General features: G+C 45.1%; 12 protein-coding genes. 7 read left to right on the plus strand and 5 right to left on the minus strand.

Annotation, left to right across the window (positions count from 1 at the left end):
- The first annotated feature begins 31 nt into the window (after positions 1–31).
- From pnp to ACMXYN_RS01975, 3 genes are all read left to right on the plus strand, one after another.
- On the plus strand, positions 32–2,137 hold the full coding sequence (pnp, locus tag ACMXYN_RS01965) for a polyribonucleotide nucleotidyltransferase (RefSeq protein ID WP_415883314.1): 2,106 nt from the start codon (positions 32–34) through the stop codon (positions 2,135–2,137).
- Positions 2,138–2,371: 234 nt separating this feature from the next.
- A complete protein-coding gene (gene msrA / locus ACMXYN_RS01970) occupies positions 2,372–2,872 on the plus strand; it encodes a peptide-methionine (S)-S-oxide reductase MsrA (RefSeq protein ID WP_415893254.1) in 501 nt (166 codons plus the stop codon).
- A 192-nt stretch (positions 2,873–3,064) separates the two neighbouring features.
- Positions 3,065–3,421: a DUF3127 domain-containing protein gene (locus ACMXYN_RS01975; protein ID WP_415883316.1), complete on the plus strand. Its 357-nt coding sequence runs from the start codon at positions 3,065–3,067 to the stop codon at positions 3,419–3,421.
- A 178-nt stretch (positions 3,422–3,599) separates the two neighbouring features.
- On the opposite strand, the gene ACMXYN_RS01980 is transcribed toward ACMXYN_RS01975, so the two are convergent.
- Positions 3,600–6,395 (minus strand): bifunctional aconitate hydratase 2/2-methylisocitrate dehydratase, encoded by a 2,796-nt coding sequence (locus tag ACMXYN_RS01980; protein ID WP_415893256.1) that lies wholly within the window; start codon positions 6,393–6,395, stop codon positions 3,600–3,602.
- 1,005 nt (positions 6,396–7,400) lie between these two features.
- On the opposite strand from ACMXYN_RS01980, the gene acnA reads away from it, so the two are divergent.
- On the plus strand, positions 7,401–10,118 hold the full coding sequence (gene acnA, locus ACMXYN_RS01985) for an aconitate hydratase AcnA (protein WP_415893257.1): 2,718 nt from the start codon (positions 7,401–7,403) through the stop codon (positions 10,116–10,118).
- A 403-nt stretch (positions 10,119–10,521) separates the two neighbouring features.
- Positions 10,522–12,720, plus strand: coding sequence for a bacteriohemerythrin (locus tag ACMXYN_RS01990; protein ID WP_415893259.1), 2,199 nt, complete (start codon positions 10,522–10,524; stop codon positions 12,718–12,720).
- 77 nt (positions 12,721–12,797) lie between these two features.
- Here ACMXYN_RS01990 and ACMXYN_RS01995 read toward each other — a convergent pair whose 3' ends face one another.
- On the minus strand, positions 12,798–13,604 hold the full coding sequence (locus ACMXYN_RS01995; RefSeq protein ID WP_415893260.1) for a class I SAM-dependent methyltransferase: 807 nt from the start codon (positions 13,602–13,604) through the stop codon (positions 12,798–12,800).
- Between the two features lie 211 nt (positions 13,605–13,815).
- Positions 13,816–15,216 carry a PLP-dependent aminotransferase family protein gene (locus ACMXYN_RS02000; protein ID WP_415893262.1) on the minus strand — a complete coding sequence of 467 codons (1,401 nt, stop codon included), beginning with the start codon at positions 15,214–15,216 and terminating at the stop codon, positions 13,816–13,818.
- Between the two features lie 145 nt (positions 15,217–15,361).
- On the opposite strand from ACMXYN_RS02000, the gene ACMXYN_RS02005 reads away from it, so the two are divergent.
- Positions 15,362–16,237, plus strand: a complete 876-nt coding sequence (locus ACMXYN_RS02005) for a DMT family transporter (protein WP_415893263.1) — start codon at positions 15,362–15,364, stop codon at positions 16,235–16,237.
- Positions 16,238–16,286: 49 nt separating this feature from the next.
- On the opposite strand, the gene ACMXYN_RS02010 is transcribed toward ACMXYN_RS02005, so the two are convergent.
- Entirely contained in the window at positions 16,287–17,327 is a 1,041-nt protein-coding gene (locus ACMXYN_RS02010; protein WP_415893264.1) for a methyltransferase, read from the minus strand.
- Positions 17,327–18,016, minus strand: a complete 690-nt coding sequence (locus ACMXYN_RS02015) for a pseudouridine synthase (RefSeq protein WP_415893265.1) — start codon at positions 18,014–18,016, stop codon at positions 17,327–17,329. Before ACMXYN_RS02015 ends, ACMXYN_RS02010 begins: the two co-directional genes overlap by 1 nt.
- Positions 18,017–18,142: 126 nt before the next feature.
- On the opposite strand from ACMXYN_RS02015, the gene ACMXYN_RS02020 reads away from it, so the two are divergent.
- Complete coding sequence (locus ACMXYN_RS02020) at positions 18,143–18,979, plus strand: 6-carboxytetrahydropterin synthase (RefSeq protein WP_415893267.1); 837 nt, start codon at positions 18,143–18,145, stop codon at positions 18,977–18,979.
- Positions 18,980–19,086: the final 107 nt, after the last annotated feature.

Genomic DNA, 19,086 nt, shown 5'->3' on the forward strand with positions numbered 1-19,086 from the left:
GCCCCGCCAAATTATTTAAAGGAAAATTATTGTGTTCCAAGTAGCTACTAAAACATTCCAGTTTGGTGGTCAGGAAGTAACTATCGAAACTGGCCGCGTTGCGCGTCAGGCGACAGGTTCTGTCCTGGTTAAAATGGGTGGTAACGAAGTACTTTGTACTGTTGTTGGCGCTAAAGAAGCAAAAGAAGGTCAGGGTTTCTTCCCTCTTTCTGTTCACTACCAAGAGAAATACTACGCTGTAGGCCGTATCCCTGGTGGTTTCTTCAAGCGTGAAGCACGTCCATCTGAGAAAGAGACGCTTACTTCTCGTCTTATCGACCGTCCAATTCGTCCACTGTTCCCTAAGGGTTACATGAACGAAGTTCAGGTTGTTTGTACTGTAATGTCTGCTGACAAAGTAAACGATCCAGATATCGCAGCGATGATCGGTACGTCTGCAGCATTAGCGATCTCTGGTATTCCATTCCAAGGCCCAATCGGTGCAGCACGTGTTGGCTTCACTGAAGAAGATGGTTACATCTTAAACCCATCTTATGAGCAGCTTGAAACATCTGAGCTGGACATGGTTGTTGCTGGTACATCTGACGCTGTACTAATGGTTGAATCTGAAGCGCAAGAGCTTTCAGAAGACGAAATGCTTGGTGCGGTTCTATTCGCTCACCAAGAGATGCAAGCAGTTGTTAACGCTGTTAACGAACTTAAAGCTGAAGCAGGTAAAGAAGCTTGGGTTTGGACTGCGCCTGAAAAAGATCAAGATCTAATCGCTAAAGTACGTGCTGAAGTAGGCGAAGGCATCACAGCTGCTTACCAAGTTGCTGATAAAATGCAGCGTCAGAATGCACTGGCTGAGCTTCGCGCTCAAGCGGTTGAAAATCTAGCGGGCGAAGAAGAAGGTCAGCCTTCTGCTGGTGATGTATCTGGCATCGTTAGCTCCCTAGAGAAAGAGATCGTTCGTGGCCGTATCGTTGCAGGTGAGCCTCGTATCGATGGCCGTGATAACAAGACTGTTCGTGGTATCGATGTTCAGATCGACGTACTACAAGGTACTCACGGTTCTGCGCTATTCACTCGTGGTGAAACGCAGTCTATCGCGACTTGTACACTAGGTACTGCACGTGATCAGCAGATCATCGATGCGATCGAAGGTGAGCGTAAAGATCCATTCATGTTGCACTACAACTTCCCTCCATACTCTGTAGGTGAATGTGGTCGTATGATGGGTGCTGGTCGTCGTGAAATTGGTCACGGTCGTCTAGCACGTCGTGGTGTTGCTGCAGTTCTTCCAACTCAAGAAGAGTTCCCATACACAATCCGTATCGTATCTGAGATCACTGAATCTAACGGTTCTAGCTCCATGGCTTCTGTATGTGGCGCGTCTCTATCTATGATGGATGCAGGTGTACCTCTTAAAGCACCAGTTGCGGGTATCGCAATGGGTCTTGTTAAAGAAGAGAACGGCTTTGCTGTCCTAACTGACATCTTGGGTGACGAAGATCACCTAGGTGACATGGACTTTAAAGTAGCGGGTACTGAAACAGGTATCACTGCACTTCAGATGGATATCAAAATCACTGGTATCACTGAAGAGATCATGGACATCGCACTTGAGCAAGCATACGAAGCACGTGTTCACATCCTGAAAGAGATGGCTAAAGTTATCGGTTACGCACGTCCAGAGCTTCCAGATAACGCGCCTGCGTTGACTCAATTGAAGATCAACCCAGAGAAAATTCGTGACGTTATTGGTAAAGGTGGTGCAACTATCCGTGCACTTACTGAAGAGACTGGCGCATCTATCGACATCGAAGACGATGGTACAGTTCGCGTATACGCTGCAGACAAAGCAGCAGCTAAAGCGGCTACTGATAAGATCATCGAAATCACTGCTGAAGCAGAGATTGGTCAGGTTTACGAAGGTAAGGTTGTGCGTATCGAAGACTTTGGTGCGTTCGTTAACATCCTACCAGGTAAAGATGGTCTAGTTCACATTTCTCAGATCGATAACAAGCGTGTTGAGAAAGTAACTGACTACATCCAGATGGATCAGATGGTTAAGGTTAAAGTACTGGACGTAGACCAGCGCGGCCGTATCAAACTGTCTATGAAAGACCTACTTGCTGATGATGCAGTTAGCTAAGTTTCTTTTAGCAGCTAGTGGTGAAAGTGTTTCGCTACTAGTCGTTAAAGACTGAAAAAAAACCGCCGATTTATCGGCGGTTTTTTTATGACTGAGGTAAACCTTAATCGGTAAATAACCGTAGAAATTAAGTTCTTTGTTGACCAAAGCGCTTAAGCTGTGGGAACTTTCTGGTAAGCGCTATAACAAAGATATACTGGTCTATTGCTAGCTTTTAAATTGGAGGATGCCTGAATGAGTGAACAACGAGCCGTACTTGCTGGTGGATGCTTCTGGGGTATGCAAGATCTAATTCGTAAATTACCGGGCGTTATAGCGACTCGTGTTGGCTATACCGGTGGTGATGTGCTTAATGCTACTTACCGCAATCATGGTACGCATGCTGAGGGTATTGAGATCCTATTTAATTCAGAATTGATTTCTTACCGAACCTTATTGGAGTTTTTCTTCCAGATTCATGACCCTACCACGCCTAATCGACAGGGCAATGATCGCGGTACCTCCTACCGCTCAGCCATCTACTTTTTAGACAACGAGCAAAAACAAACGGCGCTAGATACAATCGCTGATGTTGAAGCCAGCGGCTTGTGGCCAGGCAAAGTGGTTACTGAAGTTGAAGCTGCTAGCGATTTTTGGGTGGCAGAGCCTGAGCATCAGGATTATCTTGAGCGCTATCCTGGTGGATATACCTGCCACTTTCCGCGTCCTGACTGGGCGTTGCCTAAGCGGTCGTAAGTAGCTAGTTGTTAGAGCGCTTCGCTTATAGTGGCTAGGGGTTGGCAGGGCTTTATTAGAATGTAGGATGTATTTAAGCCGTGCTGATAACATGAATGCTGGTTTGGCTTTGAACTCTAACGAAGACTTCTTTTTTCATTTTTGATTTAATGAGGTCAATTTTGAAATTTTTGATACCTTTGGAAAGCATTCATGAGTTACGAGCTAACTGGCAAAATTAAACTGATCCAAGATCCGCAAACATTCAATAGTGGCTTCACTAAACGTGAAATGGTTGTGATAGTTGAAGACGGAAAATATCCTCAGGAGATCAATCTGGAGTTTGTGCAAGATAAGGTTAGCCTGCTTGATTCGCTTCAAATAGGGCAAGAGGTCACGGTCAGCTTTGATATCCGTGGTCGCGAATATAACGGCCGCTATTTCAATAACCTTGTTGGCTGGAAGATTCAGTCAGCGTCATCCCCAGAAGCCTCTGAGCAAGAGTACTTTAACTCCAATGCGGCGCCCGCACCTCAGCCCGCTGACTTTGATGACGATATTCCTTTCTAAATAAACATGAGTGGCTTACAGGTCGATATAGAAAAGAATGGGGCGATAGTGCTAGCTGTTGCCTGACACTGTTTTCTAGCCACTAACTTCTAGCAGCGCAGCGATCTAGCGGCTGTCTTAACAGAAACAAAAAAGCCCCGAATTATCGGGGCTTTTTATTGCTTACGTTATCTAGTGATTAGATACGTGCAGCTGGGATAGCTTGTGGTGCAACGCTTAGGTCTTCGCTTGGTGGAGCGAAAGACGTTAGGTTGATACCTTCAACAGCTGCTTTGTACTCTTCCAACGTTGGGAAACGACCCAAGATAGTAGAAAGAACAACCATTGGAGTAGAACCTAGAAGGGATTCACCTTTCTTCTCAGCAGAGTCTTCTACAACACGGCCTTGGAATAGACGAGTAGAAGTAGCTAGTACAGTGTCACCAGCTTCCGCTTTCTCTTGGTTACCCATGCATAGATTACAGCCTGGGCGTTCTAGGTACAGAATGTTCTCGTACTTAGTACGTGCTTCTTCTTTCGGGTGCTCATCATCGAAAGTGAAGCCAGCGTATTTCGCTAGGATGTCCCAATCGCCTTCAGCTTTTAGCTCGTCAACGATGTTGTAAGTTGGCGGAGCAACAACTAGAGGTGCGTTGAACGTGATAGGACCGTTCTTTTCTAGGTTGCGTAGCATTGCAGCAATGATCTGCATGTCGCCTTTGTGAACCATACAAGAACCAACGAAGCCTAGGTTAACTTCACGGCCGTTGTAGTAAGAAGTTGGACGGATAACATCGTGAGTGTAACGCTTAGAAACGTCTTCGTTGTTAACGTCTGGGTCAGCAATCATTGGCTCATCGATTGCGTCTAGGTCAACTACTAGCTCAGCGTAGTACTTAGCGTTGTCGTCTGGAGCAAGTGCTGGAGCTTCGCCAGATTTAACTTCAGCGATACGCTTGTCAGCTAGGTCGATAAGACCTTGTAGCATGCCTGCTTCGTTTTCCATACCTTTGTCGATCATGATCTGGATACGAGACTTAGCTAGTTCTAGAGACTGAATTAGCGTTTCGTCAGTAGAGATACAGATAGAAGCTTTCGCTTTCATTTCTGCAGTCCAGTCAGTGAACGTGAACGCTTGGTCAGCAAGTAGAGTACCGATCTGTACTTCGATTACGCGACCTTGGAAAACGTTTTCACCAGCGAACTTCTTAAGCATCTGCGCTTGAGTAGCGTGTACGATGTCACGGAAGTCCATGTGAGGCTTCATAGCACCTTTGAAGGTAACTTTTACAGACTCAGGGATTGGCATTGCTGATTCACCAGTTGCCAATGCGATCGCAACAGTACCGGAGTCAGCACCGAATGCTACACCCTTAGACATACGCGTGTGAGAGTCACCACCAATGATGATTGCACGGTCATCAACAGTGATGTCGTTCAATACTTTGTGGATTACGTCAGTCATTGAGTGGTAAACGCCTTTCGGGTCACGTGCAGTGATTACGCCGAATGCGTTCATGAATGCCATTAGCTTAGGCGTGTTAGCCTTAGCTTTGTTATCCCATACAGATGCAGTGTGACAGCCAGATTGGAAAGCACCGTCAACGCTTGTAGAGATAGTAGAAGCAGCCATTGCTTCTAGTTCCTGACAAGTCATAGGACCAGTAGTGTCCTGAGAACCTACGATGTTCACTTTAACGCGAACGTCAGAACCAGTGTGTAGAGGAGTCTTAGAAGTTACGCCTACAGCATTGCGGTTGAAGATTTTTTCAACAGCAGTTAGGCCTTGGCCTTCGTGAGAGATCTCTTTAGATTGTGCGTAAACAGCTGGAGCTTCAACGCCTAGAGTTTCAGCAGCGAACGTTTGTAGTTTCTTACCGAAAGTTACTGCGTAAGAACCGCCAGCTTTCATGAATTCCACTTTCTGTGGAGTGAAAGAGTCAGATACGTCTGCTAGCTCTTCGTTGCCGTTGTAAAGCTTCTTAGCTTTAGTGTCGATAGTTAGCACTGTACCAGTAGCAACAGAGTATGCTTCTTCTAGTACTGGATCGCCGTTTGCGTCACGAACAACTTCGCCGTTTGCATCAGTTTTCTTAACCCAGTTCTTAAGGTCAAGACCGATACCACCTGTTACACCAACCGTAGTTAGGAAGATAGGTGCGATACCGTTAGTACCTGCAACTACTGGACGGTTGTTGATGAATGGAATGTATGGAGAAGTTTTCTCACCAGCCCATAGTGCAACGTTGTTAACACCAGACATACGAGAAGAACCAACACCCATGGTACCTTTTTCAGCGATTAGCATCACTTTAGCATCTGGGTTTTGCTTAACCATGTCAGCGATTTCTTGCTGAGCTTCTGGAGTGATCATGCACTTACCGTGCAATTCACGGTCTGCACGTGAGTGAGACTGGTTACCAGGAGAAAGAAGGTCAGTAGAGATATCGCCTTCTGCAGCAATGTAAGTGATAACTTTGATTGTCTCAGGGATATCGTCAAGCTTAGTGAAGAACTCTGCTTTAGAGTAGCTTTCTAGGATATCTTTAGCGATTGCGTTGCCCGCTTTGAAAGCGTCCGCTAGACGAGCTGTATCAGCGTCGTATAGGAATACTTGAGACTTAAGAACTTCGCCCGCTGCAGCAGCTTGTGCGTCGTCAGAAAGAGCGATGTCTAGTAGTGCTTCTACAGAAGGACCACCTTTCATGTGAGACAGTTGTTCAAGAGCGAACTCTGGAGAGATCTCAGCAACAGTTTCTTTACCTAGAGCGATGTCTTTTAGGAAAGCCGCTTTAACACCAGCTGCTGGCGTAGTACCAGGTAGCGTGTTATAGATGAAGAAGTTTAGAGAAGCTTCGCGCTCTGCATTACCAGTGTCTTTGATCTGGGCAATGATTTCAGATAGCAATTCAGCGCTATCGATTGGTTTTGGGTTTAGACCCAGGTCCTTTTTACGAACCTCAATTTCTTCTAGGTAGTCAGAATAGTAGCTCATGGCGTCCAACGTCTCACTTAAATCTAGTTATGATTTGTGCGCAGATTATAAAAAAAAACAGGCAATCAGCTCAATCAAAACTATTTAAATGAGGCTAATAGTCGCTATAAATTTAAAAAATAGTACTTAAATCAAGGCTTTTAAAGAGGGTATACATTGGTTGTAGGTATCTATTTTTATTATAAAAAATGGCAGTTTTAGCCTTTGTTGAAAATAGTAATCATTTAAAATTGGTTTTAATTGTTTTCTTAATTGAAAATAATAATCATTTTATAAAGGGGTTGCTTAATTAGCCTTTGTTTCTGTGCTCGTTGCTGACGCATAGCCCACCAGTCCGTGGTTTCGTTGGTACAGTCTTCTTTTGGAGAGGTAAGTAGAATTCATTTGCTCTCCTTCTAAAACGCAATTTGATAACAGCCTTTATTATCTAAATTAGCTAAACAGAAGCTAGGTTAATTATTAGATGTTTCTTCGGGGAGTTTTTACCCACTGTCGAACCCCCAATTAACCAAGGATGGATGTTTATCCAAGCTAAATCCTAGTTTCTAAATCGAGGTTACTGATAGTGATAAACGCCTCTAGCTTTCTTAGCGCACCCTCTATCTATAGCTTAAACATCGCTTTCTTATCGATCCCATAATCCAGTTCCGAGCTCTATCTGAAATGCAGCGAGCTTGATTCAAATTTCTTCGGTTCTGTTCAAAAAACACCCGTTTTCACTAGCAAATAGTCTTAGATTGTATGTAATTTATGCAATTTTATGCCCGTATTACTTGCTTTGAGTCGGTTATTGTCTAATATTGTCGACAATCTTGATGAAGTAATAATTTGTGTTGCAGAAAATATCGGTACGACGGCCGATAAATCTAGGATGTTCTGCAATAGCGGTTCGTGTGACGCCTGAAAATGTAACCAACAAGGAAATCGAGCAGTTCTAGTGAACGAGAACTCGTAAAAATAAAGGTTATGGTTTCAGCCGCGTCCTATCTGCGTGAGGTATAAAAAATGACAAGCCCGACCCATTTCGATCCATCTAGCTCTGTTAGAACGCTCTCAGGTACAGAGCACAGCTTCCATAGTCTTCCAGATACCGCAGAACAGTTCGGTATCGACCTTGATGCATTACCTTTTTCACTGCGTCCTATCTTGGAAGGTATTGCTCGAAATGTTGGCCAAAACGGCGTAACCGCTGAGCAGGTTCAGGCGCTTGGAAGTTGGATAGAGCACCAAGGCACAAAGCCGATCGAAATTCCTTTCACCGCGGGTCGTGTCATCATGCACGATTTGAGTGGTACGCCAGCGATTGTTGATTTTGCAGCGATGCGTTCAGCGGTTCAACGTATGGGCTTAAATCCGGCAATCATTGAGCCTCTAGTACGTGCAGATCTTGTTATCGATCATACGGTAACAATGGACAATACGGGCAGCCCGGCTTCACTAAAAATCAATGGTGAACTAGAAGCGGAGCGCAACAAAGAGCGTTATGCCTTCTTGAAATGGGGTGCGCAAGCATTCGACACGATCCGAATTATTCCACCACAAACCGGCATTGTGCATCAGGTTAACCTAGAGTATCTGGCTCAGGGTTACCTAGATATTAACGGATTGATGGCACCAGATACGCTGATTGGTATGGATAGTCACACACCAATGGCGAACGCGCTGGGTATTGTTGGCTGGGGTGTAGGTGGTATTGAAGCCGGTGCTTCTATGCTGGGTCAACCTATGCAGATGTTGGCGCCTGAAGTAGTCGGCGTTGAGTTAACAGGCGCACTTCGTGAAGGTGTTACTGCAACAGACCTAGTGCTAACCATCACTGAGATGCTGCGTAAATATCCAGCGGGTGTTGTGGGTAAGTTTGTTGAATACGTAGGTGAAGGTTGTGCCAACCTTTCTCTGCCTGATCGCGCAACCATTGCAAACATGTCGCCAGAATATGGCGCAACCATGGGCTTCTTCCCGTTTGATGAAGTGTCTGCTGAGTATATGAGAGCAACGGGCAGGGACGGTGATCTGCCCCTTGCATACTACAAAGCACAAAATATGGCTTGGAAACCAGGTCAGGCATTGCCGCGTTATACCGATCTTCTGAAACTTGACCTGTCTACCGTTGAGCCGTCTGTTGCGGGTCCAAAACGACCTCAAGATAGATTGCCGTTAGCTGAGATTGGTAAGGTATTCCAAAAAGCAGCTGCTGAAGGGGACCGTAATCCTGAAGTTGTTAAAGTAACGCCGATGAAAGCGGACGAAGCGGGTATTTTCGCACCACTGCCTGAACGTGAGTTAAAAGACGGCGATATTGTGATTGCTGCGATTACAGCCTGCACCAACACCTCTAACCCGGGTCTATTGATTGCAGCTGGTCTACTCGCTAAGAAAGCCAACGAACTTGGTATGAAAGTACCAGATGGTGTTAAAACGTCTTTGGCTCCGGGGTCACCGGTTGCTACGGATTTCTTAACCAAAGCAGGGCTACAACAACACTTGGACGCTTTGGGCTTTAATACAGCGGGTTACGGTTGTACTACCTGTGTGGGTAACTCTGGTCCTCTAGCACCAAGCATCGAAGAAGCGTTGCAGAACCACGATATTATTGCTGCATCCGTTTTATCGGGTAACCGTAACTTTGAAGGTCGTGTGCATCCAGATGTTGATACCAACTTCCTAATGTCTCCTCCGCTGGTGGTTGCTATGGCGATGGCTGGCAATGTGAATATCGATGTTACGACACAGCCAATTAGTCAGGATGCCAATGGTAACGATGTTTACCTTAAGGATATCTGGCCGAGCAACGCTGAAATCAGCCAGACCATGCTTGAATGCATGGACCCGAAAGCGTTCCGTGAAACCTACGAAAACTCTTTGGATGGCCCTGCTACATGGCAGAACCTAGAATCTCCAACGGGTCCCGTGTATGACTGGGCTGCAGACTCTACGTATATCCAAGAGATCTCTTTCTTCGATGGTTTCTCACTGGAAACACCTGAAGATGCGTTAAACAATATTGCTGGTGCACGTATGTTGGTGATGTGTGATGACAACACAACCACCGATCATATTTCCCCAGTAAGCCGAATTCGTCCAGATTCACCTCCAGGTGAATATTTAAGTTCACAAGGCGTTGCAAACGAAGATATGACATCTCTGGGTGCTCGTCGTGGTAACCACCATGTCATGCTGCGTAGTATTTTCGGCAATGTAAAAGCTCGAAACTTGTTGCTACCGGGTACTACTGGCGCAGTAACGAACTATTACTCGGCTAATGCTGCTCCAGCACAGATGTCTATCTACGATGCGGCTGAGCGCTACCGTTCTGAAGGCACATCTACTGTTGTATTTGGCGGCAAGCTTTATGGCACAGGCTCATCACGAGACTGGGCTGCAAAAGGTCCTGCGCTGCTGGGTGTTAAAGCGATTATTGCTGAAAGCTTTGAGCGTATTCACAAATCCAATTTGGTGGGTATGGGAGTATTACCGCTGCAACTTCCTGAAGGTCTGACACGAGCATCACTAAACCTTGATGGCACAGAAACCTTCGACCTGAGTGGTATCGATACTCTGGAACCACGCGGAACAGTTGGCTTGACTATAAACCGCGCGGACGGTTCATCACAGCAGTTGGAGCTGACCTCTCGTGTTGATACTTCTTCTGAGCTGGATCAAATTCGCCACAAAGGCATCTTGCCGATGGTATTACGCGATATCATCGCTGCAAACGCATAACATCAACGTTCCTTTCTAGGAATTAAAAACCGCCGTTTATCGGCGGTTTTTTTATATCTGTGAATATATCTACATTAGTTTTATCCAAGTTTTATGTGGATAAGTACGTTAATAGGTTGAGAGTGGATGGCTGTATGCCAATGAATACAGGGAGTATAGAGATTTGCTCACAATCTGACAGTATGATTAAAACGTTGCGTTTAAAGCTTATTCACAGGTGAGTTTTTTACTTAAACCACAATTTATCTGCTGGTATTAATGCCAAGGCGTAATAGTTTTCTCGTGTGTGTATATTATCATTGTTGATATAGCGGCCTGCGCTTGCGCAATAAGGTAAATAGATAAGGCAGAGGATGTCTTGGGGCTGTGACTGACTTATCTTATTTATAGAGCGATGTGCCGTATGGCTGGTTTCGAGTGGAATCAGGGTTTAAGTGTAGGGGTGGAAGAAATTGATAATGACCATAAGCGGTTGTTGGCAATTATTTCTGACCTCGCTAACGCCATTGAAGAAAATCATGAAAAAGAGATCATAGGCCAAGTTTTCACGAAGTTGGAAGAGTATGTCTCTTTGCACTTTCAACGAGAAGAAGCGCTGATTGCTCGCTGCGGTTATCCTGATCTAGATGAGCATATTCAAGGTCATCAATCCTTTATCGATAAAATCCCAGAGCTCAAAGAGCAGTTGTTGCATGCTGATTCAGTTGAAGTAGCGCGAGATGTTTATCTATTTCTCGTCGACTGGTTGCTCAATCATATTGCTGTTGATGATATGTCTTATCACCAATGTGTGAGTGATAAAGGTGCAACTGACTCTACCAATAAACCACAGCGATTTTTTTCTAAAATCGGAAGGTTTATCAGTGCTAGATTACCCTTAGGAAAAAGAATCTTATTAACGGCGTTTATACCGGCATTAGGGATGTTGCTCTTAAGTTTGGTTCTGTTAAGTAGCAGTGTCAGCCGTTACCAAACGATGGAGCAACTATCCGAACTTACTGCGATTGCCCATGAAGTAAATACTTTAAGTCATAGCTTACAAGCAGAGCGGGGGTTGACCACCGGCTTGATAGCGTCTCAATACCAAGTCTTTTCCCCCGATATAGCCAAAACGCGCTTGCAAACAGATTTTGCAATTCAAGGCTTTTTAGATCGAGCACACAAGCTATCTGAGAATGATCTCTCCCCGCAAATTCAGACTTTGTTAGTCGATGCTTCGAATTGGTTGGATGTGATCGATCAACAACGGAAAAAAGTTGATCAACAAGAGCTGTCCATTATTGAAATGCAGCACTACTTCACTTCTTTAATTGATTATCTGTTGAAGATACCTGCAGCGTTTACCTTTATGGGGTTAGATGCTGAGCTAGAATCACATCTTTCTAGCTTTACCTCAGTCGTTAACTTGAAAGAGGTCGCTGGGCAGGAGAGAGCTTTAGGCACGCTAATATTAACTGATGATCGGATGAGTCAATCAGAGTTGCACAAATTGCTTTCCTTGATGGGGCAGCAGCAAGGTTTGATTCAATACTTCAATCAGGTGGCGAGTATCAGCCAGCAGCAGGCTTATCAAAGGATGCAATCTAGTGATAGCTTCCAACAAGTGGAGAGCCTTGAGTTACAACTTTATCGAGTTTTGCAAACCAAAAACCGAGAAGAGATACAGTTAACGGAAGCGCTTTGGTTCTCTGCATTGTCAGAAAAAATCGATCTACTGAAAGCGTTAGCGGATAAGTTAGTGATGGATATCACTGAGTTGGCTGATCAAAATGCTGCTGACGCACGGCTCAAATTATACCTAACCTCTTTGATCTTGTTGTTAATAACTGGCCTGACGTTGCTCGCTTGCTGGATGTTAAATATCAGTATTATCTCGCCGGTGGCTATGTTGAATCGGGCGATGGTGCGTTTATCCAAAGGCGATCAGAGCTTTGTCTTTACCGACCGGTTTGCTGATGATGAGTTAGGGCGCACAATTAAAGCCTATGAGAGTTGCCGCCGTAGTCTTTTGCAGGCAGATATTAGGAACAAGGTTCATCAACAACGGCAGTTAATGGACCTTAAGCATAAGACGATTGAGCATGAGCGCTATCGTCGCTTAGCTTCAACCGATTCACTGACTGGCGCAGTTAATCGCCGTAAATTTAATAAGTTGGCTGAACATGAATTAGGGCGTGTACAACGTTATCGCAGACCGCTCTCGTTGCTTATGCTCGATATCGATTACTTCAAAAGGGTGAATGATACCTACGGTCATGCTGCTGGGGATGAGGTTTTAAAAGTGTTCTATCAGGCATGCGTAGATACTGCGCGTAAGACCGATATTGTCGCTCGTCTGGGGGGAGAAGAGTTTGCCATCCTGATGCCAGAGACCGATTTAAGTGCCGCGCAAAAAGTTGCTGAGCGTATCCGTCACAATGTTGAACTGCTTTCTATTGAGGTAGAAGAACATAACATTGCGGTGACTGTCAGTATTGGTATCTCTAGTTGGGAACAAGGAAGGTTTAAACAAGTCAATCAAATGCTTAGTGCGGCAGATGAAGCGCTGTATATGGCAAAAGCCCAAGGGCGAAATCAGGTTGTACTTTTCTCTGATATTTAATTTCAGGGGGTTGCCCCGCCATTGAGCAATAACGGGGCGGCTTATGTGTCTATCGTTTTCCTATCGTTTGATCACTCTTACCTTTTAATGAATTTCAGAGTCATACGGTCACTTTCTCCGATTGCTTGGTAATGCGCTTTATTAACTTCTTTTAAACGATAGCTCGGTGGTAGGGACCAGACACCAGCCTTATGATCTTTGGTATCTTTAGGATTGGCGTTGATCTCAGATGTTTCAACGAGTTCAAATCCTAAACCTTCAATAAATGAAATTAGATAAGCTTCCGGAACGTAGCCATTTTGAGCGCTTTCTTTGTAATCACTGCCTTCTTTAGCGCGGTGTTGAACTACACCAAGTGTACCGCCATTTTTCAGCACGCGATGAAAGGCTGGATAGACCTCTTCTATGCCCCCAAAGCGTATCCAGTTATGGGTATTTCTAAACGTAACCACCATATCTTGAGAGTTATCCGGAACTTCAGATAAATAGGTATTACCTTTCTTAAACACCACTACATCGGCTTTGCTATAAACTGATGGATTGGCTTGTAGCTTAGTCACAAGTTTGTTGTGTAAGCCTTGTAAAAAGTTGTTTGGGTGATCGGCACCGAAGCTAGCTAAAGTGAGATGACCGTTGTCTTTCAATATCGGAGTGAGGATCTCTGTGTACCAGCCGCCGCCAGGTAATATTTCAAGGACAGTCATATCGGGTTTGATGCCGAAAAAAGAGAGTGTCTCTACAGGATGGCGATAAACATCACGCGCTATATTATTTTCGCTGCGGTGTTCTGCAGCAACGGCTTGTTTTATAAATTCACTAGAGGCATGCACAGTATTAATGCTGGCGATGCAGAATATAAACAGTGACATTTTAATGAATTTCATCGTATTCAACCTTCTGTATTGTTTATGGTTGGCTTGAGTCTGTTATATCCCAATGTGCCGAATAATGGCTTTATCCTCAAGTCGTCTAGGTAATAACTTATCCCAATAATCTGTGGATAAGTTCGTTGATAGTCTGAGTGCTACTTGCCGAAAGCCTTAAGTTACGTACGTTGGAGAGAATTGGTCATCTTTGTAACACTCAGGGAATAGATTAGTACGAAGCGATTAATTTGCCTAACTGTGCAATAGCGTCGACTTGTTCTTTTTGCCGAGTGTAATGGGCAAAACATAAGCGAATATGGTGGTTAAAGCGCTGGTCAGCACAAAAGAGGTTACCGGGTGAAATGCCAATACCTGCCTCAAGCGCTTGTTGAAATAGTTGGTCGCTATTGACCTGTTTAGGCAGTGTAAACCACTGCAAAATACCGCCGCTTGGTTTGATAAAGCAGGTGTTACTGGGCCAATGTTGGCGGATATCTTCATCGAGCATCTCGACTCTCTCTTGGTAGCCACGACTAACTTGCGAGAGATGACGGCGATAACGGCGGCCTATAAGTAATTCACTGATGCCTTGTTGCGATATGGCAGAGCAGGCGATACTGGTAACAAATTTTTGGAAGTTAACTTGTTCGTAGTAGCGACCGGGTAACACCCATCCCAGCCTTATATCAGCATCTACAGTTTTAGAAAAAGAACCGCAATGAAGCACCCGTTGATCGGTATCCATCGCTTTAAGCGCTGTTGGTCTTTGTTGATTGAAACTCAATTCTGCGAAAACATCATCTTCAATAACTGCAATATCCCACTTATTGGCAATGGCCATTAAGCGCTGTCGACTTGCTAAATCTAGATTGAAGCCCAACGGGTTATTAAAGCTTGGGTTGGTCAGTACCGCTTTAATTGGCCATTGAGTTAGGGCGGTTTCTAGAGCATCTAAATTAGTCCCTAAAATTGGATCTGAAGGCAGTTCCAATACCTTAAGCCCCAAAGCTTCAATGCACTGCAGAGTGCCGTAATAGCAGGGTGATTCAACGGCAATGGTATCCCCTATCTGGGCTACAGAACGTAAACAGAGCGATAAAGCTTCCTGAGCGCCATGGGTGATCACAATCTCTTCACTATTACAGCTAAACGCGGTGGCATTCAGGTGATCCGCTAACACGGACAGAAGTTTAGGATCGCCCGGCGGGGTGCTGTAATGACTGCGGCGTTTTTCACTGGTGTGTGCCCAATGACGAGTATGTTTGGCTTGCTGCTGATAATACCAAGCGACCGTTGGCCATCTGGAATCGGGGTAAGCCGAACCGAGAGCTAAGTGCCCATGTTGATTGGCAGCGCCCAAAACACTGAATGCAGTCGAGCCCAGCTTAACTTTTCGCGGCTTGATGGCAGGAACTGAGTTTTTCGGGGAGGAGACAAAGAATCCTAGTCTTGGTTTAGCGTAAATCAGTTGTGACTGCTCTAACTCAGTCAGGCCTTTGATGATGGTATTTTTACTTGACTGATATTGCAGGCTTAAGGCTCGGATGGAGGGCAAGCGGGTACCGGGAGATAAATCACCGCTTTCGATTCTAGAGCTAAGCTGCTGTACCAAGAGTAAATACTTTTTCATGGGTACAGTTTGTATAAATTTGCAGGCAAGTGCAATTTAACGCTTTTCTGTACCCTTTAAACTGACCTGTCTGTGTCCCTTTTTTGTTTAGCCTTATCTCTCTACAGTGATGCAATTAATTTAGATAGTTTGTAGAGAGTCAGTCATGCTGAATAAACAGCAGTGGATAACTTTAGTTCCTTGGGCGTTTGTGGGTATATGGAGTACCGGTTTTATCGGTGCCAAGTATGCGGTGCCTTATATGGAGCCTTTCAGCGTCCTGCTAGTACGCAGTTTGCTGACGATTGTTGTCTTTGCGGGCTTATTAGCATGGCGTAAACCGCAATGGTGTAGCTTTCCGCAAGCAGGTCATCAGATGGTGGTGGGGTTTCTCGTTCATGCCTGTTACTTAGGCGGTGTCTTTGCCGCAATCGACTGGTCTCTTCCAGCTGGAATTACCTCATTGGTGATGGGGTTACAGCCCATATTAACGGCAGTGTTAGCTGTCATCTGGTTACAGGAACGGTTGTTGAAAACCCAATGGTTAGGTTTGGTGCTGGGTTTGGTCGGCGTTGTGATGGTCGTTAGCCAAGGTTATTCACAGGGGAACTATTTGGCTGGTGGAGATGCATGGATAGCTGCGGTGATTGCGTTAGTCGCTATATCATTAGGCACGCTGTACCAAAAACGCTTCGGTGTTGGCGTAGATCTGATGGTGGGGGCTTTTTATCAATACGTGGCGATGGCTATTGTGATGGCTATATTGGCCTATGCATTTGATAGCGGTGTGGTGGAATGGAACTGGACCTTAATCGGTGCACTGGCTTGGATGGTATTGGGCTTATCCGTCACTGCAATCCTGTTACTGCTGATTATGATCCGCGAAGGGGAGGCGAGTAAGGTCGCTAGCTATTTTTATCTAGTGCCACCTTTAACCGCGATAGAGGCGTGGATCTTATTTGATGAATCATTGTCGATGCTGGCCATAGTTGGTGTTGTAGTAGCTGCTGTTGGGGTCTTTTGTGCAGCAAGAAAGGCATAATGAATTGGTGCTTGGTAAAAAGAGAAATGGGGCATTAAGCCCCATTTTTTTATGTTTTGTGCGTAAGTCGGATCAGTTTAAAGTTGCCATTAGAGGCGATACATTCCGCCTGATGGAAGAACTGTTTAGCTTTTCGCTCTAGTGGGATGTGCATATTGGTAACAAAACAGGCGACCCCACGTCCTTTCAAACGGTCATGAGCTGCTTTTAGAAAACGGTCTGTCAGGTCGCCGTCGACGGAAAAACCAGCATGGAAAGGCGGGTTACAGAGGATAAGGTCAAATTTCTCGGTGATACCCTCTGCACAACTCGCAGGTACGACTTTGCCGTTGATTGGATAACGATTAAAGTTTCGCTCACAAGCTTTCAGAGCGGCAGCGTTGTTATCGGTCGCTGTTACCGGGATATCTAAGTGGCTTAGGTTTAAGGACAAGTAGCCATAACCGCAGCCTAGATCTAGGGCGTTTTTCGGCGGTTCTGGAAGCGTCATTAAGAAGCTATCGAGATGTTCAATCAGGTAGGCGCTACCGCGATCAATTTTATCCCAACCAAACACACCGGGTTTGCTGTAATACTCAAATGTGTCGTCACTGGCAGTGACACGCAGCTGGTGGAAATCTTTAGCATCCAGTAGGTCTTCACTCGAAGCGTTTAGTTTAGTGAGTGTGGCGGACCATGTGTTTTTATCGGCTTTGCTGGTTTCGCCTTCTCCAAAAAGCTTTTTAGCTTTGCTGAAGTAGGTTTTAATCCCTTCACCTTTCTCACCGGCAATATAGAGCTTCCCCTCAGGTTTTAAGCAGCGGAAAGCTTCATTGATAAGATGGTGTACCACAGGCTTTTCTTTGGATACTCGGTAGATTGCAGAGTCCAAACTGTTATCTTCGATGATGCTTAGATCATAATCGGAGAAGAAAACCTTCCAACCTTGACGATAAAGATGCTGTTCAAGATCGATTCGATTGGTAATGGCGATAACGGCTTCATTGGCTGGGATATTGGCACTGAGTAAGTTTTCATCAGCGAGCCAAAGCGAACGACCGGAAGCGCGTTGGATATAAGGGGCGATTAGATTAAAGGCTGTATCACTCATTAGATGCTATTAATCTCTTCTTCTGTCAGAAAACGGTATTCGCCGGGTTCTAGATATTCATCTAGCTCGATGTTGCCGATACGTGCACGGTGAAGCTCTTCTACTTTGTTACCTATAGCCGCGAACATACGTTTAACTTGGTGATAGCGGCCTTCGGTCAGAATGACTTCGGCTTCATTGCTGGCAATTAAGGTTAGCTCAGCGGGTTTAGTGCGCTCTTTATCATTGTGCAGCATTAAACCTTGCTTGAATTTCTCTACGGCATCTTCTGGAATTGGATCAGCCGTGGTTACTTGGTAGAGCTTGCCTGTTTTGTGCTTTGGCGAGGTGATTTTGTGAGCCCACTTACCATTGCTGGTGATAAGCACTAAACCGGTGGTGTCCACATCCAGTCGGCCACAGATCGTTAGTTCTTCTGCCCGTGGTAGATCTATCAAACTCAAAACCGTTGGGTGAGTACCGTCGTCATTGGAGCATACGCAGCCTAAAGGTTTGTGTAGCATGATGTACTTATCACCAGGTGCATCTACAGGATAGCCACTTAGATAAACTTCATCGTCTTCACCCACATGCATGGACGGGTCGGTAACTTCAATGTCGTTTACAACAACTTCACCCGCTTTTATAAAGCGGCGAACTTCTTTACGGGAAAAGCCGGAAGATTGTGCTAAGTATTTATCTAGGCGCATAAGGTAAGTCTATAACAAGCTTTAAAGTGCGTAGTATATCGGAACTGGCATTGTCCCTATAGCCTGCACCGTTTTTTAGTTGAAGGTTTTAAGCTACTATAGCGCCTTCAAATCAGGAGCCCTGCCGTGAAACTTTTTGTTGATAATCTGACCAATGTCGATTTTTCCTATTTACACCCTCAACGTGGGTTGATGGGGGAGTCGTGGCTTGTGCAGTTAGAGCTGGATGGCAGCCTAAACGACCAAGGCATGATCTGTGATTTTGGGATTGTGAAGAAGAAAGTTAAGCAGTGGTTTGATCTATGGGTAGATCATGCGCTGGTGGTCCCAACGGGAATGCCGCGTCTTAGTCATTCTACTCAAGATGGCTACACGGAGGTCGAGTGGCTCTATGCGGATGGTGAAAGCTTTTATTGCCGTTCCCCTGAGTCTGCAATCTGCCTAGTCGGTATGCCTGAGATCACAGAGCAGACATTGGCTGAGTGGTGTCGCGATAAGCTATTAGAGCTGTTCCCAAATGAGGTAAAAGGGCTAAAGATCTCTTTTGTTCCAGAGAAAATCGACGGCGCTTTCTACCACTACAGCCATGGTTTGCAGAAGCATGATGGTAACTGTCAGCGTATTGCACATGGCCATCGTTCTAAGATCGAAATCTATATCAATGATCAGCGTGAATTCAATCTTGAACAAGAGTGGGCTGAACGTTTCACTGATATCTATATAGGTTCGGAATCTCACCTAATAGAAAAGTGTGAGAGTCGTCATCATTACGCTTACACAGCGCCGCAGGGCGACTTTGCAATCAGTTTACCTACATCGGTTTGTTACCTAATCGATACAGATAGCACGGTTGAATTGATCGCTGACCATTTGGCCAAGCAGATCAAGCAATCGTATCCAAATGATAAGGTTTTGGTGCGTGCTTATGAAGGTGTAGGTAAAGGTGCTATCGCTGAATACTAAGCCGAGCACCAAGGTTTAGTATCGTTAACTTCTCACCTTTTTTACCTTCATTTAGGCAGAAAAAAACCGCAGCCGAAGCTGCGGTTTAAAGAGTAGGACGGTGTAAC

Source organism: Neptuniibacter sp. PT8_73 (assembly GCF_047778045.1).
Classification (GTDB): Bacteria; Pseudomonadota; Gammaproteobacteria; order Pseudomonadales; family Balneatricaceae; genus Neptuniibacter.

What these genes read in the sequence shown, in the direction of transcription:
- ACMXYN_RS02000 (WP_415893262.1), bottom strand. Translation starts at nt 15,216, where the DNA reads ATGAAAAAGTATTTACTCTTGGTACAGCAGCTTAGCTCTAGAATCGAA.
- ACMXYN_RS02015 (WP_415893265.1), bottom strand. Translation starts at nt 18,016, where the DNA reads ATGCGCCTAGATAAATACTTAGCACAATCTTCCGGCTTTTCCCGTAAA.
- acnA (WP_415893257.1), top strand. Translation starts at nt 7,401, where the DNA reads ATGACAAGCCCGACCCATTTCGATCCATCTAGCTCTGTTAGAACGCTC.
- ACMXYN_RS01995 (WP_415893260.1), bottom strand. Translation starts at nt 13,604, where the DNA reads ATGAAATTCATTAAAATGTCACTGTTTATATTCTGCATCGCCAGCATT.
- msrA (WP_415893254.1), top strand. Translation starts at nt 2,372, where the DNA reads ATGAGTGAACAACGAGCCGTACTTGCTGGTGGATGCTTCTGGGGTATG.
- ACMXYN_RS01975 (WP_415883316.1), top strand. Translation starts at nt 3,065, where the DNA reads ATGAGTTACGAGCTAACTGGCAAAATTAAACTGATCCAAGATCCGCAA.
- ACMXYN_RS01980 (WP_415893256.1), bottom strand. Translation starts at nt 6,395, where the DNA reads ATGAGCTACTATTCTGACTACCTAGAAGAAATTGAGGTTCGTAAAAAG.
- ACMXYN_RS02010 (WP_415893264.1), bottom strand. Translation starts at nt 17,327, where the DNA reads ATGAGTGATACAGCCTTTAATCTAATCGCCCCTTATATCCAACGCGCT.
- ACMXYN_RS02005 (WP_415893263.1), top strand. Translation starts at nt 15,362, where the DNA reads ATGCTGAATAAACAGCAGTGGATAACTTTAGTTCCTTGGGCGTTTGTG.
- ACMXYN_RS01990 (WP_415893259.1), top strand. Translation starts at nt 10,522, where the DNA reads ATGGCTGGTTTCGAGTGGAATCAGGGTTTAAGTGTAGGGGTGGAAGAA.